We start from the raw sequence: 15,974 nt of genomic DNA on the forward strand, positions 1-15,974 counted from the left end.
GCGCACCTGCGGTGCTTTGAGCTATGAGGTCGCTTCGCTCTGAGGTATGAGCGGAAAGTAAAAAAAGAAAAAAGGATTTATAAGATGTATACAAAATATGTTGAAAGTTCGCTGAAAGAAGAAGATGCCGTTTACTCTGAAGATGTGCAGGCTGGTGCTGGCTGGCTCCATCTGATTAAAAAAGGTCAGACCTTCCGCATTCTGGACCTGAAGGGGAACCAGGCTGTAGATACTCTGTTCATTAACGCAAACGATCCTTCTGAACGTTATAGCGTTCAGCAGACCGTGCAGCGTCAGGCTAACTGTCTCGTAGGCGTTGGCACCAAGCTTTACTCCAACGATGACAATCCCATGCTCACTGTTGTTGCCGACACTTGCGGTGACCATGACACTTTGGGTTCCGCCTGCTCCTGCGAAAGCAACACTTGCCGCTACGCTCTGGACAAGCGTTATATGCACGCCTGCCGCGAATCTTTTTTGAAGGTTCTTCTGGAAACTGAAAATCTGGATAAGCGCGACCAGGTCAACAACCTGAACTTCTTCATGTACGTGCCCTTCGATGAACAGGGCAACCTGAACTTTGCCGACGGTATTTCTAGCCCGGGCAAGTATGTGGAAATGCGTGCCGAAATGGATGTGCTTGCAGTCGTTAGCAACTGCCCGCAGCTCAACAACCCCTGCAACGCCTACGACCCCACCCCCGTCCGCATGCTCATCTGGGACTAGTTTAGACGAGAGAACGCTCGCAAGCGAGCTACAGACGAAAGACGAGAGATTAATAATGGCGACTTCGTCGCAAAGAGATGAAAAAATGAATTCCAAACTTCTTGAAAGTTCCCGTAGGGTTGAAGACGCGGTCTTCGATGTGACGGTGAATGCGGGCGACGGCTACATGCTGCCTCTGAAGAAGGGACAGATTCTTCGCATGATTGACGTTTGCGGAAACCAGTCCGGCGACGTGCAGATTTATAATCAGCACGACAAGACTGAACGCTATAATGCCAACAACACCATTACCGCCCAGGCCAACACCATGATTGAATTGGGTACGGTGATTCGCAGCAACCGCAACAACCCCATGCTGACGGTGATTGCCGATACCTGCGGCGAACACGATACTCTTGGCAGCGGCTGTTCTGCCGAAGGCAACTGTGTGCGTTATACCGACAAGACTCGTTACATGCACAGCTGCCGCGACACCTTCGTTCGCACCTTGCAGGATTTCGGCATGAGCAAGCGCGATCAGACTTGCAACCTGAATTTCTTTACCAAGGTCATTTTAGACGATACCGGTCGTCTGGAATTTGCCGATGGTATTTCGGGCCCGGGCAAGTATATCGACATGCGCGCCGATATGGATGTGCTGTTCTTGCTGAGTGATTGCTCCCAGTTGAACAACCCCTGTAACGATTACAACCCCACTCCCATTCGCATGGTGGTGTGGGACGAATAGGCTGAAATAGAGAATCAAGATGAAAGAGGAACTTGTTTATCGCGGATTTACCCAGGCTGAACTGGATGCCGGTTACGACAACACCAATGCCGTTGCCGACAGTGCCGTTCAGCTGAAGGGTTTCGACCTGCGTAGCGATGCCTTGGCCAGAAGATTCGCTTCTTCCCTAGACATGACCTACGATGTTCACCCTCGGAACAAGTTCGACTTTTTTAGCTGTGGTAATCGAAAGGCCCCTCTGTTTGTCTTTATTCATGGTGGCTATTGGCAGATGCGTTGCAAGGAAACTTTCCGCTTTCTTGCACAGGGCCCTTTGGCCAACGGATTTAACGTAGCGAACATAGGCTACACTTTGGCTCCCGAAATGCCCTTGACGGGAATCGTCTACGAAATCCGTTTGGCCATAAAGGTTCTACGCAGCCGTGCCGACGAACTGGGCTTTGATGCTGATCGTATTTATGTGTCTGGCTGGTCTGCCGGCGGTCACCTTTGCACTTCTGTTCTCGACGAAACGGGTGTGCAGGGAGCCTTGGCCATTAGCGGCATATATGATTTGGAGCCTATTTCCAAGAGCTACCTGAATAAAAAATTGCAGTTGACTGCCGAAGAGATTCTTCGCCTGAGTCCTGCTCGCGCCCCCCTTGTGAGAAAGCCTGTGATCGTTGTTTCTGGAAGCAAGGAACTTCCGGAACTGCGCCGTCAGAGTCTTGAATTTGCGGCTCTTCGAGCTGCGGAACGTATACCGGGAAGCTATTCCCTGCTAGATGGCCATGACCATTTTTCAATCCTTACGGAACTGGAAAATCCCAATGGCGCTCTTTCCCGGCTACTAAACATCATGGCAGGGAAGTAAGGCGTGAGGAACGCTTCGCTTGAGGTATGAGGTCGGTGGCTTTGCCACCTAGAGGTTGAATAATATGACCTGAGAGCGCGAAAGCGCGGCCTGATACCTAAAAGGCCGTAGGCCGTCCTCAAACCAAAAAATTGTTGTGTGGATAAAAAGGAACTAAAAATGTTTAAGAAAGTACTGATTGCGAACCGTGGCGAAATTGCCTGCCGTGTCATTCGTTCTCTAAAAGAAATGGGCGTGAAGTCCGTGGCGGTTTACTCCGACCCCGACGAAACTGCCGCTCACGTCTTGATGGCTGATGAAGCTGTTCGTGTAGGCCCTGCCGCCGCCAAGGATAGCTACCTGAATGTAGATGCCATCTTGGCTGCCATTAAGCAGACCGGTGCCGAAGCCGTGCATCCGGGTTATGGTTTCTTGAGCGAAAATGCTGAATTTGCAAAGACCCTCGAAGAAAACGGTGTGGCCTTCATTGGCCCCACTCCCAAGCAACTGATTGAATTCGGTCTGAAGCATCGCAGTAAGGAACTGGCCGAAGAATTTGGTGTGCCTCTGGTTCCGGGCACAGGTCTTTTGAACAGTGTAGATGAAGCCGCAGCCGGCGCTGGTAAAATCGGTTACCCGGTCATGCTCAAGAGCACTGCAGGCGGTGGCGGCATCGGTATGTCTATTTGCCACAGCGAAGAAGAACTTCGCGAAAGCTACGACCGTATCAAGCGCCTTAGCGAAAACAACTTCAAGAACGCAGGCCTCTTTGTAGAAAAGTATGTGGAACGCGGCCGCCACGTAGAAGTCCAGATTTTCGGTGACGGCGAAGGCAATGCCGTTGTCCTTGGCGAACGTGACTGCTCTGTGCAACGCCGTAACCAGAAGGTGGTGGAAGAAACTCCGGCTCCCTGCCTTCCCCAAAAGACTCGCGAGGCTCTGCATGCTTCTGCCCTCCGCTTGGCTCAAGGTGTGCAGTACCGTTCTGCAGGTACCGTGGAATTCATTTACGATGCCAACGACGATAAGTTCTATTTCCTGGAAGTAAATACCCGCTTGCAGGTGGAGCACGGTGTTACCGAAACGGTATTCGGTGTGGATCTGGTCCGCTGGATGATCGAACAGGCTGCAGGAATCCGCCCCTTCGAAATTGGCGCCCAGTTTACCCCCAAGGGCCACGCCATGGAATTCCGCGTTTACGCCGAAGATCCGGGCAAGAACTATCGCCCCTCCAGCGGCCTCCTGACCGAAGTTTCCTTCCCCGAAGGAATCCGCGTTGATACTTGGGTTTCCCGCGGTACTGAAGTCAGCGCCTTCTACGATCCCCTGCTGGCAAAGGTCATTGTGGCCGGCGACGATCGCGAAGACAACATTGCCAAGGCCCGCGAAGTCCTGAAGCAGGTCAAGCTCTGCGGTTTCGAGACCAACATCAAGCTCTTGCAAGATGTCCTTGAAATGGATGCCTTTATTACGGGCAAGGTTTCTACCTGGATCCTGAACGATTACAAGTACGAAAATAAGATTTTTGAAGTGCTGGCTCCGGGTCTCCAGACCACGATCCAGGATTATCCGGGTCGCTTGAACCTTTGGGACGTAGGTATTCCTCCTAGCGGCCCCATGGATAACTACAGCTTCCGCTTGGCCAACAAGATTGTGGGTAATGCCGATGACGCTGCCGGTATCGAAATGACTCTTTCCGGCTGCTCTCTCGCCTTCCACACCGACACGGTGATTGCATGGGTGGGCGGTGATTTTCCGGCAAAGCTGAATGGTGCCGCATGCCCCAAGAACACTCCTGTTGAAGTTCACGACGGTGACGTTCTGAAGTTCGGCATTACCAAGATGGGTCAGCGCGCTTACCTGGCAATTCGCGGTGGTGTTGACGTTCCCGATTATCTGGGAAGTAAGTCTACCTTTACCCTGGGCGGTTTTGGTGGCCATGGTGGCCGCGCCCTGGCTGCAGGCGATATCCTCCACATCGGTAACGCCATTGCCACGGAACCCATGGTCCCTGCAGAGGCTGCTCTTCCGCAGATCAGTACCCAATGGGAAATCGGCGTGATGTACGGCCCTCACGGCGCTCCCGACTATTTGACCAAGGAAGACATCGATGAATTCTTCGCTGCCAACTGGGAAGTCCATTACAACTCCTCTAGAACCGGTATCCGCCTGATTGGACCTCAGCCGAAGTGGGCTCGCCCCGATGGTGGTGAAGCTGGTCTTCATCCGTCTAACTTGCATGACAACGCCTACGCTGTAGGTACTGTAGACTTTACTGGTGACATGCCCATTATCTTGGGCGTGGATGGCCCCAGCCTTGGTGGTTTTGCTTGCCCCGTCACCATCGTTTCTTCTGAACTCTGGAAGATGGGTCAGCTCCGTAGCGGTGACCATGTAAAGTTCATCCCGCTGACTGCAGAAAAGGCCGAAGAAATTCGCCTGGCTCGAGAAGCAAACCTCGCTAACGTGGCTTCTGCATCCGCTGCAATTCCTGCTCTCGTTGCTGCTCCCGTGGTAACTCCCATTATTGCAGAATTCCACAAGGAAAGCGAAATGGAACATATCGTTGTTCGTGCTGATGGCGACAACTATGTGCTGGTGGAATTTGGCCCTGCCATCATTGACCTTCGCCTCCGCTTTACTGCACACGCCTGGATGCTGGCTGTAAAGGAACAGATGGCTGACCTGGTCATTGATGTGACTCCGGGTATTCGCTCTATCCAGATTCATTTTGACGTAACCAAGATCCGTCAGGGTGAAATGCTGGCAAAGCTTGCTGACCTTGCAGAACACCTGAAGAAGAATAAGGTTACCAAGGTTCCCACCCGTACCGTTTACCTGCCCCTTTCCTGGGATGACCCCCAGACTCGCGTGGCTATCGAAAAGTACGTCACCACCGTTCGCCCCGGTGCTCCCTGGTGCTGCCCCAACAACATTGAATTCATCCGCCGCGTAAACGGCCTGGATTCCATCGCCGATGTAAAGAACATCGTGATGAACGCCGACTACCTGGTCATGGGCCTTGGCGACGTTTACCTGGGCGCCCCTGTGGCAACTCCGCTGGATCCCCGCCACCGCCTGGTGACTACCAAGTACAACCCCGCCCGTACCTGGACTCCCGAAAACGCAGTGGGTATCGGTGGCGCATACATGTGCGTCTACGGCATGGAAGGCCCTGGCGGTTACCAGTTTGTCGGACGTACCGTTCAGATGTGGAACCGTTTCAAGAAGACAAGCGACTTTACCTTGCCTTACCTGCTCCGCTTCTTTGACGTGGTCAAGTATTACGAAGTGGGTGCCGATGAACTCCTGCAAATGCGCAAGGACTTTATTGCCGGAAAGTTCCATGTGAAGATCGTCGAAAGTTCCTTCGACATCACCGAATACGAAAAGTTCCTGGCCGAAAATGCAGAAACCATCAATGCTTTCGAAACCAAGCGCAAGAACGCCTTCGAAGAAGAAAAGCAGCGCTGGATTGCAAACGGACAGTTTACTTTCGAAAGCCATAGCGCCGACGCAGCCCCCGCTGCCGAAGTGACTCTGGCCGATGGTGAAGAAGGCGTGTACAGCCCTGTGGCAGGCTCCCTCTGGAAACTGGTGGTTTCTGAAGTGGGTGCCAAGTTCAAGGCCGGCGACACCCTTGCCATCCTCGAAAGTATGAAGACCGAAATCCCGGTGGTTGCCGACGAAGACGGCGTCATCACTCAGGTCTTTGGCAAGCAAGGCGGCGAAATCCGCTCCGGCCAATGCCTCTTCGCTGTAAAAGCTAACTAACAAAAATCCCCGACTCCGTCGGGGACTCCCTTTGAACTCCACATAACAAGAAGCCCGCCCCGGTGAAAGCCGAGACGGGTTTTTGTTATAAACTAAAGCTTATTCTCTTCGTTGTTTTCTAACAATGAAATTTTCGATTCCATTGTCATTTTAAAGTTGTTGAATAAATCTATATAGCTGGAGTAAATTCGGTCAAGAACTAAATTAAATGCATCTTCATCATAAATATGAGTTGCTGAGTTTCGGTCTTTCAACATTTGGAGCCAAATAGATTCATCGTTCAGAAAACCAAACTTAAATCCTGCGCGTAAAATTTCTCTAGGGGAACCATTTTCTGCTTCTTCAATGCCGTGATCTCTCATCAATTCTTGAAGAGTTTTCCAAGCTAGTTCAAATGTCAAACCGAATTGACCTATAACTCCTGTCCTGTAAATTTCATCGGCTAGAGCCTTTGCCTTTTCGGATTTCCTTAGTATTTCAAAACAGTTTTTGAAATTTTCAAACTTCTGCATAAAGGCAAACTCCTTCTCGCTCTATATTCTGCTTCAGTTTCTGAGAGACAACGGTTCCCATGTCGACAACGTCGAATGATAAAAGGGAATCTGCTTCATCTTCGAGCATAAACTGAAATTCAGCGACATTCTTTCCGAAAACGGCCAAATCCACATCGCTACGATCTCTATGAGAGCCTCGGGCTCGAGATCCAAACAACACAACACGATTCAACTTGCATACCTTTGCAAATTGAATTATCTGCTGCAGCAATGTTTCAGGAATATTCACCATACTCTCAATATAATAACAAAAAACTGCGCCGTAACGGTGCAGTTTTTTTATAGAGAGGTTTAAAGTTCTTATTTATGAAGTGGGTGCCAAGTTCAATGTTTGGGGTGTTGCCTGTTAAACTATATGTTTTTATATTCTAAGCATTCTCATCCGGCATTCGTGCGCGGCCATTCACTCTCTGCTTGCTGCTCGCGGCACTTGGCTTTCGACTTTACTGAAGCAAGATCGCTGCAGGTTACCTGGGAAAGCGCTTCCTGAGTATGTAACGTAGGGCTCCCGATTTCAATGGATTTTTTGAAATCGGCTCCACAACGTCAACTTTTATACTCAAGAGGAATCCCATGGTCAGAACGGTATCTCACGCCGATTTTGGCGTTATTTTGAACCAGGACCTTCCGGAACAGGAAATTCCGGAACTTCTGCGCCACTCCACCTTCCTTTCTGCAAAAGAAAATACAGCCTTCATCAGGCTTTTTGAATCCAAGGAAATCCTGATTGATTTTCTGAATGCCGTACTCCGTCTTGATGAGAAGGACTCCATCACGGACGTAGAACACATGAACCGCGACTTGGCTGTCATCTACCCCAGCGACGATATCGTAGGAGTAGACGTTCGCGCCAGGACAAAGAACGGTGAATACATCGATGTTGAAATGCAGAGATTCGGGCACACTCATTTCAAGGACCGTGTAGTTTTGTACGGCGCTGTCATGGCCGCCGAAGCCCACCGCGAAGAGCTGCTTTCCCTGAAGAAGCGCCGCAGGGAGCTCTCCCTCAAGGAACGCTACCGCATGCCTAAGATTTATAGCATCTGGATTTGCGAGAATGCCTCCGACGGCAACAAGGACTATCGCGACTCCTGGGGAATCTACCGCAAGAGCGACCTGGGAAACAAGGACGCCTTGCCCGTAAGCCATGTTTTGAATTATATTTTCATCAAGCTGCCGAAGCTGAAAGGAGCGAAGGACGTGCCCGAAAGGGAACGCGAATGGATGGACTTCATCGACAACTGCGGCAGTCGCGACGAAATTCCCAGCACCGCCCAGGGCGCCATCCGCGACGCTTATGAACGGCTGCGCATCCGCAGGACTCCAAAAGAGATTCTTGAAAGGCAGGCTTTTTCTATGATGACTCAATATGATATCGATTGCTGCATTGACGATGCCATCAATGAAGGCTTGAAAAAAGGCATTGAGCAAGGCATTGAACAAGGCATTGAACAAGGGTTAGAAAAAGGTCATGCTGATGGCATTCAAGTTATGCGTTCTCTTGGGGTTTCTGAAGATAAAATAGAGGAAGCTAAAAAAATGTTGGAAATGCTCGCGGACAAATAATTCTGTTTGGCATATTATTGCAAAAAAAACTGCGCCGTAACGGTGCAGTTTTTTTTGTAGAGATGAATAAAGTTCTTATTTATGAACGTACTTGCGCCAGTCGCCGTATTCGGAGATGTCGGTGGCGGTTCCTTCGAAGGCCATTACCGAGATGCTTCCGTCGCCGATAAATCCGGGGACCATGCGGCCGTCAGAAAGCTTGATCTTTCCGATGCCGAGAGGGGCGGGGATGGCGGCGACGAACTTGCCGAATTCTTCGGGAGTAAGGGCGTAAAGCTCCACATAGAAGCTGCTGTTGCCGGCGATCATGGCAGGCTTCTGGATAGTGCCATCCTTGAAGGCGTACATCTTGTATTCGGCAGCAGTCTCTGCAGCACCTAAAAAGTCTGCGGTTTCCAATTGATAATGCAAAGGTTCACCCTTCAGGTGGGCTCCGCACACCGCCAGAGGAATCTTTTCGCTAAGGAAGGGCGTTACCTTTTCGGCGACATCCAGCAACTTGAAATCATCAAAAGCGTGGCCTACGATGGTTACGCCAAAGGGGAGCTTGGGTGCGTTGGGGTCGGTGCTGTCGGCCACGCCTGCGGGGATAGCCAATGCAGAATAATCCAGCAAGTTCATGTAGTTGGTATAATAACCCAAGTTACTGTTCAGCCTGATGGGGTCGGCGTTCACTTCGGCTGTCTTGTAGATGGTGCCGGCCGTAGGCGTAAGCAGGACATCTACCTTGGCGAATTCACGGTCGGCGATTTTCTTCTTGGCTTGCAAGGCGTGGAACCCGGCGAAAACTTCGGAGGGGTGGGGCGTTACCTTGGGGCTAATGATCTGCTTGGTAACGGGGAAGATTTCATCGGGATGTTCCTCGATGAACTTGCCCACGGCATCGTAGCGTTCGAAAACCCAGGGGCCTTCATAAAGCAGGCGGGCTGCTTCCAGGAAGGGGGTAAAATGAATCGTCACCTTGGTACCGCCAGCCTTTTCGAATGCCTCGACGGCGCGGTAGAAGGCCGCCTTGTAACCCTCATTCCCAAAGAAGTTCAGCTCGCTTTCTTCGGGAACACCGAAAGTCCAATTTTCGGGGAGCCTCGGCGCAGCCCCCCTTGCGTTCACGGCATCCTCGTTCCAGGGGGCCACTCGTGAGTAGGCATCTTCGCTATCTTCGGCCCCGGCGATGTTCAATACATAGCGGGCGTCGCTGTTATCCAATGCAAAAATGCTGACGCAATCCAGACTGCGGCAAGCGGGAATCACGCCGCTGGTGCTAAGCAAGCCGCGGGTAGGCTTTACTCCCACAAGCTTGTTGAATGCGGCGGGAACTCGTCCAGAGCCTGCCGTATCTGTACCCAGTGAAAAACTGCAAAGACCGTAGGCCAATGCGGCGGCAGAACCGCTGCTGCTTCCGCCCGAAACATATTCCGGCGCATGCCTGTTGGGGATGCATCCGTAAGGGGAACGCACGCCCACAAGCCCCGTGGCAAACTGATCCATGTTGGTCTTGCCCATGGGAATTGCTCCCGCCTCGATCAAACGTTCCACCACGAACGCGGACTTCTTGGGCATATAGGCGTAGGCGGGGCAGGCCGAAGTACTTTCCATGCCTTCGCAGTCGATGTTATCCTTGATGGCAAAGGGAATACCGAACAAAGGCTTATCTGCAGGAATCTTGAAACCGTTGCCGCTGCCGGCGAAACTTTCCAATGCGGTTAGATATTTTTCCAGCTGTTCCTTGCTGGTCTTTGCAATCCAGATTTCCTTGGGGGCCGCCTCCATGGCGTCGCGCAATTTTTGGACAACTTCTCGCGGCGATGTTTCGCCCTTTTCGTAGGCGGAGCGGAGACTTGAAATTCTGAGATCTAGAACACTAAAACTTTTTTGGGCCATGGCGGCCTCCTTGTAGGATGCGGCCGGCTGCAGTTTTGACTGGCGTCTCGACTCGAATTAGACTTATTAAATTACCTTCATAAAGTAGCTCAAGCCCTATGATTTGGCAATAGAAAACTTCATGTTTTTTATAAAAAGTGCAGAAATCAAAAACACAAAATGTAAAGAATTACATAGGGTGGAAAATGCTTTTTTTAGTGTAGATATAGAGATTATATGAGATACTTCACAAAATCAGCTTTTAAAGAAGCACTTCTTTGCCCCGCTAGGTTAAACTATTACCACAATGATGAATACGCTAACCAGGCCGTGTTTATGGTGTTGGATCCATTTCAGGAAAGGCTGATGTAGGTGGAATCTATGGTTATAATAAAGAGGGCGTAACTAGTTCCGCATATAGTACAGGAAAAGTTGATGGCGATACCCTCGTGGGTCTCATGATCGGTTATAACTATAACTCCACTATGGCCGACTGCTACTATCTGGAACAAGGTGAACAGGAACCCTTTGGCCATAACGATGGCGGTGGCGTAGCCACCCCCAAGACCTCAAAAGAAATGAAAACCAAGAAGTTCGCGGAACTCCTTGGTGACGATTTTACATACGATTCCGACTTGAATGACGGATATCCCGTGTTGAGCTGGGAGAAGGATTAGTCTTTTAATAGCAACACTGCATCTACAATCTGCTCCCCATACGCCTGCTCCAAAACGTCCTGTAGCCATCCCGCTATCCACACACTCCATATCCAACTCCCCGTCAATATCGAGGCAAGCCGGCTTAAAAGTATTCCACAGCACATAATCGGTATACCCCGCCTCGATATCCTCGCGAAGTAAGTTGTCGCCGCTCCCCGGTAATGCTGTGGCCGTTCCCTAAAGCTGTGCTAAAGTTTTTTGATGGATCTCGTTCGGGGATCGACAGTAAAGGTTTTCGGGGCTTCCAAACCAATAATCAGCAACAGTGTTGGCAATTGATTGTACATGGGGGCAAGATGCTGAATCCCGCAGAAGTTTGTATGGCCTTTTCGACATGATTAAGCTCGGACGCCAGGCATCGCCTTTGTAGGCTTCGTCTTTGAAGATGGGGCAGTCTGTATTCCATTGCAAGGATGTCAAACGTTCTTTTAAAAGCTCAAAAATGGACTCGGAAAGGCTATTTTTGAAATTTTGGATTAAATCTTCATCCTGTATTGAATCAATGGCTGTTAATACCTCTCTGTAGAGAGACGAGTATTTTTCAGTTTTCTTGAAGATCGTTTCTGCGTTTCTGTGGCTATATTTTTTTAATAACATAAGGTGGAAGCCCTCCTAAAAATATTATGGAAATGAGAGTCGCTAGTCCCCTAGAAGAAAAACAGTATCCAGGCTCCTGTCGCCATACGCCTGCTCTAGAACACTCTTCAGAATGTCCTGCGTGTTATCCCGGCCTTGAACCGTATAGAATTGTTGGCAACTTGTTGCCTTACAATTCTTAGGTTCGAAGGAGCAGGGCCTAGCATTCTGTAGAATCTCCCGCGCGAGTCCGAACCGCTTCGCGGCTTCACGCCCTAACGCGTCGCAGAATAAATTCGTTTTTCCGCAAATAAAAATGCAATGTCAGAAATGAATGACAAGTACCTCGTGCTGGGATGAGAAAAGTAATTTTTACAAAGAATTCCTGTGCAAATGAGACGTTTGCTGCGTGTATATAAGCAGGTAGGAACTGTTCTACCTGCGAACCGGCCGCGTCGCCGGAATAAAAGAACAATACATGAACAAACGGAAACACGACGGATTCCTGAAATACGTCTACTCGAGACCCGTGAACACGAAGGCACTTTTTGAGATTGCGTCAAAGACAAACCGGAACCTGGCAGACATCCTTGCGGAAGTGGACCTAGACACATTGGAGGAAATCCCTGAGGCCTTCGACGAAGTTGGCGAGCGTGGCGAAGCAGATCTTGCCTTCAAGGTAAAGGCTCTTGACGGCAGCGAAATGCGCTTTGGTCTGCTGCTGGAGCACAAGTCTTCGCCCAGCGACGGGATTATGTCGCAGATAGGCAAGTATGCTATCAACGTGATGGTTGACAAGAGCAATTCCGAATACGGCTGGCTGCCAACAAAGGCGGTTGTCGTTTATAACGGAATCGCCCCTTGGGATCCGCTGGCGCAGTACAAGAACATCCATGCCATGTACAACGGACGCATTCCGCATTTCGAGTTCGCATTCGTGAACCTGGCGGAAATTGACGATGAAATTTGCCTTGCCCACAGCAACGCCGAGGCTGCCATTGGTGCCATCACCATGAAGTACGCTTTCGACATGATAAAGTACGAGTCGCTGCTGCCTGAGATGGAGAAAAAGTTGCGGACGTTGCCCAGCAGCGAAAGCGCTTGCCTTGTTGGCAAGATTGAGTTATATTTGAGGGAGTACATTAGCCCTGAGGCATTGGAGGTTCTGAAAATGGCATTCCAGAGTATTGGACAAAGGCTTGGCTTTGTAAGCGCCGGAGACGCATACCGTGCCCTTGAACGCAAGGTTCGCAGGATGGAGTCGGCAAGCAAGGCGAAGGATGCCAAACTGGCCGAGAAGGACAACGCCCTCGCCGAGAAGGACAACGCCCTGGCCGAGAAGGACAATGCCCTCGCTGAGAAGGACGCGCTGATCGCCGCTCTTCAGGCAAAGCTGGCAGAAATGAGCAAATAACCACAAGGACCCCGCGGGGGTCCTTTTGTTTGCCTTGTCAGCAAGATTGAGTTATATTTGGATGAGTATGTCAGCCGCAAGGCGTTGGAGGTTCTGAAAATGGCATTCCAGAGTATCGGACAAAGGCTTGGCTTTGTGAGCGCCGGAGACGCATACCGTGCCCTTGAACGCAAGGTTCGCAGGATGGAGTCGGCAAGCAAGGCGAAAGATGCGGAAATCGCCGAAAAGGACAATGCCCTGGCCGAAAAGGATCGCAGAATTGCGGAACTTGAAGCCAAGCTCGCTGAAATGCAGAAATAGAACGAAAGGACCCTTGCGGGTCCTTTTTTGCAAATGGCGGCGCATCCTCACCACAGAAGCGGGATTCAAACTTTTTCCCGCGAGAGGGGAAAAGTTTTTTACAAAGATTTCTTGTGTAAAAGGGAAGTTTGCTGCGTGTATATAAGCAGGTAGAAACAGTCCTACCCGCGAACCGGCCGCGTTGTTTAATTACGAATTATGAAGTATGAATTATGAGAAATAGAGTGCTAGAGAACAAGTGTTTGGCTTTTGCCATTCGAATAGTGAACCTTCATCAGTTTCTACAGCAAACTTCAAAAGAGTTTGTATTGTCAAAACAAATTCTTCGAAGTGGAACTAGCATTGGAGCCAATGTTGCCGAAGCAATCTACGCACAAAGTAGGGCAGATTTCTTTTCGAAAATTGGTATTGCGAAGAAGGAAGCTGCAGAAACCGTTTATTGGCTAAAACTTTTGCAAAAGACAAACTATATTGATTCAAGACAATTTGATTCAATGAATGCCGATAACCAGGAATTACTCAAGATTTTAACTGCGATATCAAAAAGTTGCCGTTGCGAAAAACCGTCCTCTTGACTAGCGTTGTGGATTTTCTTATCATATAAGATTGATGATCGGTTTTTCCAACCTTTGGTCAACCTCACTGCTTATAATGGGGTTAATCGGCTGTAATCACCGGAAAATCTCGTAATTCATAATTCGTAACTAGTAATTGAGGCGAAGCCTCCATGGAGCGCTATATGACATGGGAACAGGAAATCCAGCTCGCCAGGGAAGATGAACGCGAAAAAGAGCGCGAGCGAAACCAGAAGATTATCGCCGCAAAGGACGAAACCATCGAAAAGCAAGAACGCGAGATTGCCGAACTCAAGGCGAAGCTTGCTGAAATGCAGAAATAGAACATAAGGACCCCTTGTGGGTCCTTTTTTGCAATTGGCGGCGCATCCTCACCATAGAAGCGGTATGGCGCCTGGGGCGTTCTCCCCGTAGGCGAAGCGCATCACCGTTCCCAGGACATCGAAAGAATCTTCCTTCAGCAAAATCATCCCGCTGTCGATACATTCCATGGGCATGTCCCCGTTGATATCCAGACTCTCCGGCGCGAGCCTGTTCCAGATGACATAATCCGTGTAGCCGTCGGCAATATCGTCGCGCGTCAAGTTGTCACCCGTGCCCGGCTGAATCTTGAGAAATTCCCCGCCACATGTCATCCCGGGCTTTGACCCGGAATCCCCCTTTCTCGGGATAAAGTCGGGAGGTCGTTCTTTAGATCGTCAAGGGGAAAATTTTGAGGGCGTTCCCCGGCTCCCCGGAACCGCGCTAAAGAAAGGCCGCCGGGGTCGGGCATTTGCGTTATCGGCTCGCACTGCTCGCCGTCCGTTCAGCCTCGCGCTCCCATCCTGTGTGTCACCCTGAGCGTAGCGAAGCGAAGGCAATATAGAATTGTCGGCAACTTGTTGCCTTACAATTCTTAGGTTCGAAGGAGCAGGGCCTAGCATTCTGTAGAATCTCCCGCGCGAGTCCGAACCGCTTCGCGGCTTCACGCCCTAACGCGAAAGCAGGGTGAAAACAGCACTTGATGCAGATGCGGGACTGCGCCTCTTTTTACAGAGCCTGTATTTCTTCGGGAGTGAGGCCGGTTTGTTTTGAAATGACCTCTACGGAAACGCCTGCATCGCGGAACGCCTTGGCAAGTTCTTTGTTGGCCTCGGCGCGGCCTTCTTCCTTGCCTTCGGCTTTCCCCTGTAGGTAGGAGCCTTGCTTTTCGTAAAGCATGTCTGTCATGTTGTCTACCTCCAGGAGTAAAAGTTCATCGGTGTACCCCACAAAAGATACATCTTTTGCGAAGTCTTCGTCAAGGAGATTTCCCGCTTTTTCCTCGTCGATGGTCTTGTCTTCCAACACATCACGAAAGAGCCGCAGCATTTCTGCGCGGGGCGACATGTCCCGAGCGGCAATGCGATTTTCTTCTTGCAGACGGTCGTCCATGCGGAAAAACTTCGACATTTCCACAAGGAACACATCAATCTTCTTGAATGGATATTTACGGTTCCGCATTACCTGGCACTGATGAAAATAAGTGTCAGGCTCCAGCGGGAACTGGTCATCCACAAGCAGAGAAAGCACATAGATATGCGGCAGCTCGTAACTCTTGTTTTTCTTCACCTGGTTATTCACGATGCGAGATGTGTAATAAACCAGACGGTCCATGAACAGGGTGTTGAAATTCTGCTGCACTTCGATGACCACGGGTTCGTTCGCCTGATTGTATCCGTAAATGTCAAAAATGTTGGTCTTGTTGTCCAGTACGCCAGGCTGTTCCTGAACGCCCAGGGTGAACTTCGTAATCGCCTTGCTCCCAGTGAGCCCGAGCATGGCGTTCAAGAACTTAATCGTGCGCTCGGGCTTGCCTTCGCTCGCCATCAGCATCTTGAAGATGCCATCGCTGAACGGATAGACATTCCTATAGATTGCACGGTACTTGGGGAGATTCTCGGGATGTTCCTTGAGATCGCGGGCCATGGCCCAGAATTGACTTCTATTCATTCTTCCTCCAGTCGCTACAGGCATGAAAAAGCGACGACTTGATTAGTGTTCTTTTGTTCACTACAAAATCTATGCAAAAAATTGAGCCCCGTCAAGACCCCGCGAAAAATTTTTTTCTCTTTGCAAACTATAGGCGACAGCGCATCCTCACCATAGAAGCGGGATGGCGCCTGGGGCGTTCTGCCCGTAGGCGTAGCGCATCACCATTCCTAGGACATCGAAAGAATCTTCCTTCAGCAAAATCATCCCGCTGTCGATACATTCCATGGGCATGTCCCCGTCGATATCCAGACTCTCCGGCGCGAGCCTGTTCCAGATGACATAATCCGTGTAGCCGTCGGCAATATCGTCGCGCGTCAAGTTGTCACCCGTGCCCGGCT

The 15,974-nt window shown here is 50.3% G+C and carries 17 protein-coding genes; 10 read left to right on the top strand and 7 right to left on the bottom strand.

Annotated elements, in window-relative coordinates:
- Positions 1-84 precede the first annotated feature (84 nt).
- From MMG03_RS06380 to uca, 4 genes are all read left to right on the top strand, one after another.
- Positions 85-726 carry an urea amidolyase associated protein UAAP2 gene (locus tag MMG03_RS06380; RefSeq protein ID WP_073160336.1) on the top strand — a complete coding sequence of 214 codons (642 nt, stop codon included), beginning with the start codon at positions 85-87 and terminating at the stop codon, positions 724-726.
- An 85-nt stretch (positions 727-811) separates the two neighbouring features.
- Positions 812-1,453 (top strand): DUF1989 domain-containing protein, encoded by a 642-nt coding sequence (locus MMG03_RS06385; RefSeq protein ID WP_249505902.1) that lies wholly within the window; start codon positions 812-814, stop codon positions 1,451-1,453.
- Positions 1,454-1,472: 19 nt separating this feature from the next.
- Positions 1,473-2,306, top strand: coding sequence for an alpha/beta hydrolase (locus MMG03_RS06390; RefSeq protein WP_249505903.1), 834 nt, complete (start codon positions 1,473-1,475; stop codon positions 2,304-2,306).
- Between the two features lie 159 nt (positions 2,307-2,465).
- Complete coding sequence (gene uca / locus MMG03_RS06395; RefSeq protein WP_249505904.1) at positions 2,466-6,059, top strand: urea carboxylase; 3,594 nt, start codon at positions 2,466-2,468, stop codon at positions 6,057-6,059.
- 92 nt (positions 6,060-6,151) lie between these two features.
- Here uca and MMG03_RS06400 read toward each other — a convergent pair whose 3' ends face one another.
- Together MMG03_RS06400 and MMG03_RS06405 are read right to left on the bottom strand one after the other, a co-directional pair.
- The gene (locus MMG03_RS06400) at positions 6,152-6,571 is read right to left on the bottom strand and encodes an HI0074 family nucleotidyltransferase substrate-binding subunit (RefSeq protein ID WP_073160344.1); all 420 of its coding nucleotides are present in this window, start codon (positions 6,569-6,571) and stop codon (positions 6,152-6,154) included.
- Positions 6,558-6,845 (bottom strand): nucleotidyltransferase family protein, encoded by a 288-nt coding sequence (locus tag MMG03_RS06405; RefSeq protein ID WP_073236847.1) that lies wholly within the window; start codon positions 6,843-6,845, stop codon positions 6,558-6,560. Before MMG03_RS06405 ends, MMG03_RS06400 begins: the two co-directional genes overlap by 14 nt.
- Positions 6,846-7,186: 341 nt before the next feature.
- Between MMG03_RS06405 and MMG03_RS06410 the strand changes: the two genes are divergently transcribed.
- Positions 7,187-8,179: a PD-(D/E)XK nuclease family transposase gene (locus tag MMG03_RS06410; protein ID WP_249505905.1), complete on the top strand. Its 993-nt coding sequence runs from the start codon at positions 7,187-7,189 to the stop codon at positions 8,177-8,179.
- 75 nt (positions 8,180-8,254) lie between these two features.
- On the opposite strand, the gene atzF is transcribed toward MMG03_RS06410, so the two are convergent.
- Positions 8,255-10,060, bottom strand: a complete 1,806-nt coding sequence (atzF, locus tag MMG03_RS06415; protein ID WP_249505906.1) for an allophanate hydrolase — start codon at positions 10,058-10,060, stop codon at positions 8,255-8,257.
- Positions 10,061-10,497: 437 nt separating this feature from the next.
- Between atzF and MMG03_RS06420 the strand changes: the two genes are divergently transcribed.
- Entirely contained in the window at positions 10,498-10,716 is a 219-nt protein-coding gene (locus tag MMG03_RS06420; protein ID WP_073160350.1) for a hypothetical protein, read from the top strand.
- Positions 10,717-10,935: 219 nt separating this feature from the next.
- Here MMG03_RS06420 and MMG03_RS06425 read toward each other — a convergent pair whose 3' ends face one another.
- A complete protein-coding gene (locus MMG03_RS06425) occupies positions 10,936-11,355 on the bottom strand; it encodes a hypothetical protein (RefSeq protein ID WP_249505907.1) in 420 nt (139 codons plus the stop codon).
- A gap of 457 nt (positions 11,356-11,812) precedes the next feature.
- On the opposite strand from MMG03_RS06425, the gene MMG03_RS06430 reads away from it, so the two are divergent.
- From MMG03_RS06430 to MMG03_RS06445, 4 genes are all read left to right on the top strand, one after another.
- Positions 11,813-12,748: an Rpn family recombination-promoting nuclease/putative transposase gene (locus MMG03_RS06430; protein ID WP_249505908.1), complete on the top strand. Its 936-nt coding sequence runs from the start codon at positions 11,813-11,815 to the stop codon at positions 12,746-12,748.
- 99 nt (positions 12,749-12,847) lie between these two features.
- Entirely contained in the window at positions 12,848-13,048 is a 201-nt protein-coding gene (locus MMG03_RS06435) for a hypothetical protein (RefSeq protein ID WP_249505909.1), read from the top strand.
- Positions 13,049-13,260: 212 nt separating this feature from the next.
- Positions 13,261-13,623, top strand: coding sequence for a four helix bundle protein (locus MMG03_RS06440; protein ID WP_073161606.1), 363 nt, complete (start codon positions 13,261-13,263; stop codon positions 13,621-13,623).
- A gap of 164 nt (positions 13,624-13,787) precedes the next feature.
- Positions 13,788-13,946, top strand: coding sequence for a hypothetical protein (locus MMG03_RS06445; protein WP_249505910.1), 159 nt, complete (start codon positions 13,788-13,790; stop codon positions 13,944-13,946).
- Positions 13,947-13,994: 48 nt separating this feature from the next.
- Here MMG03_RS06445 and MMG03_RS06450 read toward each other — a convergent pair whose 3' ends face one another.
- From MMG03_RS06450 to MMG03_RS06460, 3 genes are all read right to left on the bottom strand, one after another.
- Positions 13,995-14,207 carry a hypothetical protein gene (locus MMG03_RS06450; protein ID WP_249505911.1) on the bottom strand — a complete coding sequence of 71 codons (213 nt, stop codon included), beginning with the start codon at positions 14,205-14,207 and terminating at the stop codon, positions 13,995-13,997.
- 445 nt (positions 14,208-14,652) lie between these two features.
- On the bottom strand, positions 14,653-15,594 hold the full coding sequence (locus MMG03_RS06455) for an Rpn family recombination-promoting nuclease/putative transposase (RefSeq protein ID WP_249505912.1): 942 nt from the start codon (positions 15,592-15,594) through the stop codon (positions 14,653-14,655).
- Positions 15,595-15,741: 147 nt separating this feature from the next.
- A complete protein-coding gene (locus MMG03_RS06460) occupies positions 15,742-15,954 on the bottom strand; it encodes a hypothetical protein (RefSeq protein ID WP_249505913.1) in 213 nt (70 codons plus the stop codon).
- Positions 15,955-15,974: the final 20 nt, after the last annotated feature.

The organism is Fibrobacter sp. HC4, from assembly GCF_023373925.1.
Classification (GTDB): Bacteria; Fibrobacterota; Fibrobacteria; order Fibrobacterales; family Fibrobacteraceae; genus Fibrobacter.

Excerpts from the sequence above, each read along its gene's own strand:
- MMG03_RS06425 (WP_249505907.1), bottom strand. The coding sequence starts at position 11,355 with ATGTTATTAAAAAAATATAGCCACAGAAACGCAGAAACGATCTTCAAG.
- MMG03_RS06410 (WP_249505905.1), top strand. The coding sequence starts at position 7,187 with ATGGTCAGAACGGTATCTCACGCCGATTTTGGCGTTATTTTGAACCAG.
- atzF (WP_249505906.1), bottom strand. The coding sequence starts at position 10,060 with ATGGCCCAAAAAAGTTTTAGTGTTCTAGATCTCAGAATTTCAAGTCTC.
- uca (WP_249505904.1), top strand. The coding sequence starts at position 2,466 with ATGTTTAAGAAAGTACTGATTGCGAACCGTGGCGAAATTGCCTGCCGT.
- MMG03_RS06445 (WP_249505910.1), top strand. The coding sequence starts at position 13,788 with ATGACATGGGAACAGGAAATCCAGCTCGCCAGGGAAGATGAACGCGAA.
- MMG03_RS06420 (WP_073160350.1), top strand. The coding sequence starts at position 10,498 with ATGATCGGTTATAACTATAACTCCACTATGGCCGACTGCTACTATCTG.
- MMG03_RS06440 (WP_073161606.1), top strand. The coding sequence starts at position 13,261 with ATGAGAAATAGAGTGCTAGAGAACAAGTGTTTGGCTTTTGCCATTCGA.
- MMG03_RS06400 (WP_073160344.1), bottom strand. The coding sequence starts at position 6,571 with ATGCAGAAGTTTGAAAATTTCAAAAACTGTTTTGAAATACTAAGGAAA.
- MMG03_RS06405 (WP_073236847.1), bottom strand. The coding sequence starts at position 6,845 with ATGGTGAATATTCCTGAAACATTGCTGCAGCAGATAATTCAATTTGCA.
- MMG03_RS06390 (WP_249505903.1), top strand. The coding sequence starts at position 1,473 with ATGAAAGAGGAACTTGTTTATCGCGGATTTACCCAGGCTGAACTGGAT.
- MMG03_RS06455 (WP_249505912.1), bottom strand. The coding sequence starts at position 15,594 with ATGAATAGAAGTCAATTCTGGGCCATGGCCCGCGATCTCAAGGAACAT.
- MMG03_RS06385 (WP_249505902.1), top strand. The coding sequence starts at position 812 with ATGAATTCCAAACTTCTTGAAAGTTCCCGTAGGGTTGAAGACGCGGTC.
- MMG03_RS06435 (WP_249505909.1), top strand. The coding sequence starts at position 12,848 with ATGGCATTCCAGAGTATCGGACAAAGGCTTGGCTTTGTGAGCGCCGGA.
- MMG03_RS06430 (WP_249505908.1), top strand. The coding sequence starts at position 11,813 with ATGAACAAACGGAAACACGACGGATTCCTGAAATACGTCTACTCGAGA.
- MMG03_RS06380 (WP_073160336.1), top strand. The coding sequence starts at position 85 with ATGTATACAAAATATGTTGAAAGTTCGCTGAAAGAAGAAGATGCCGTT.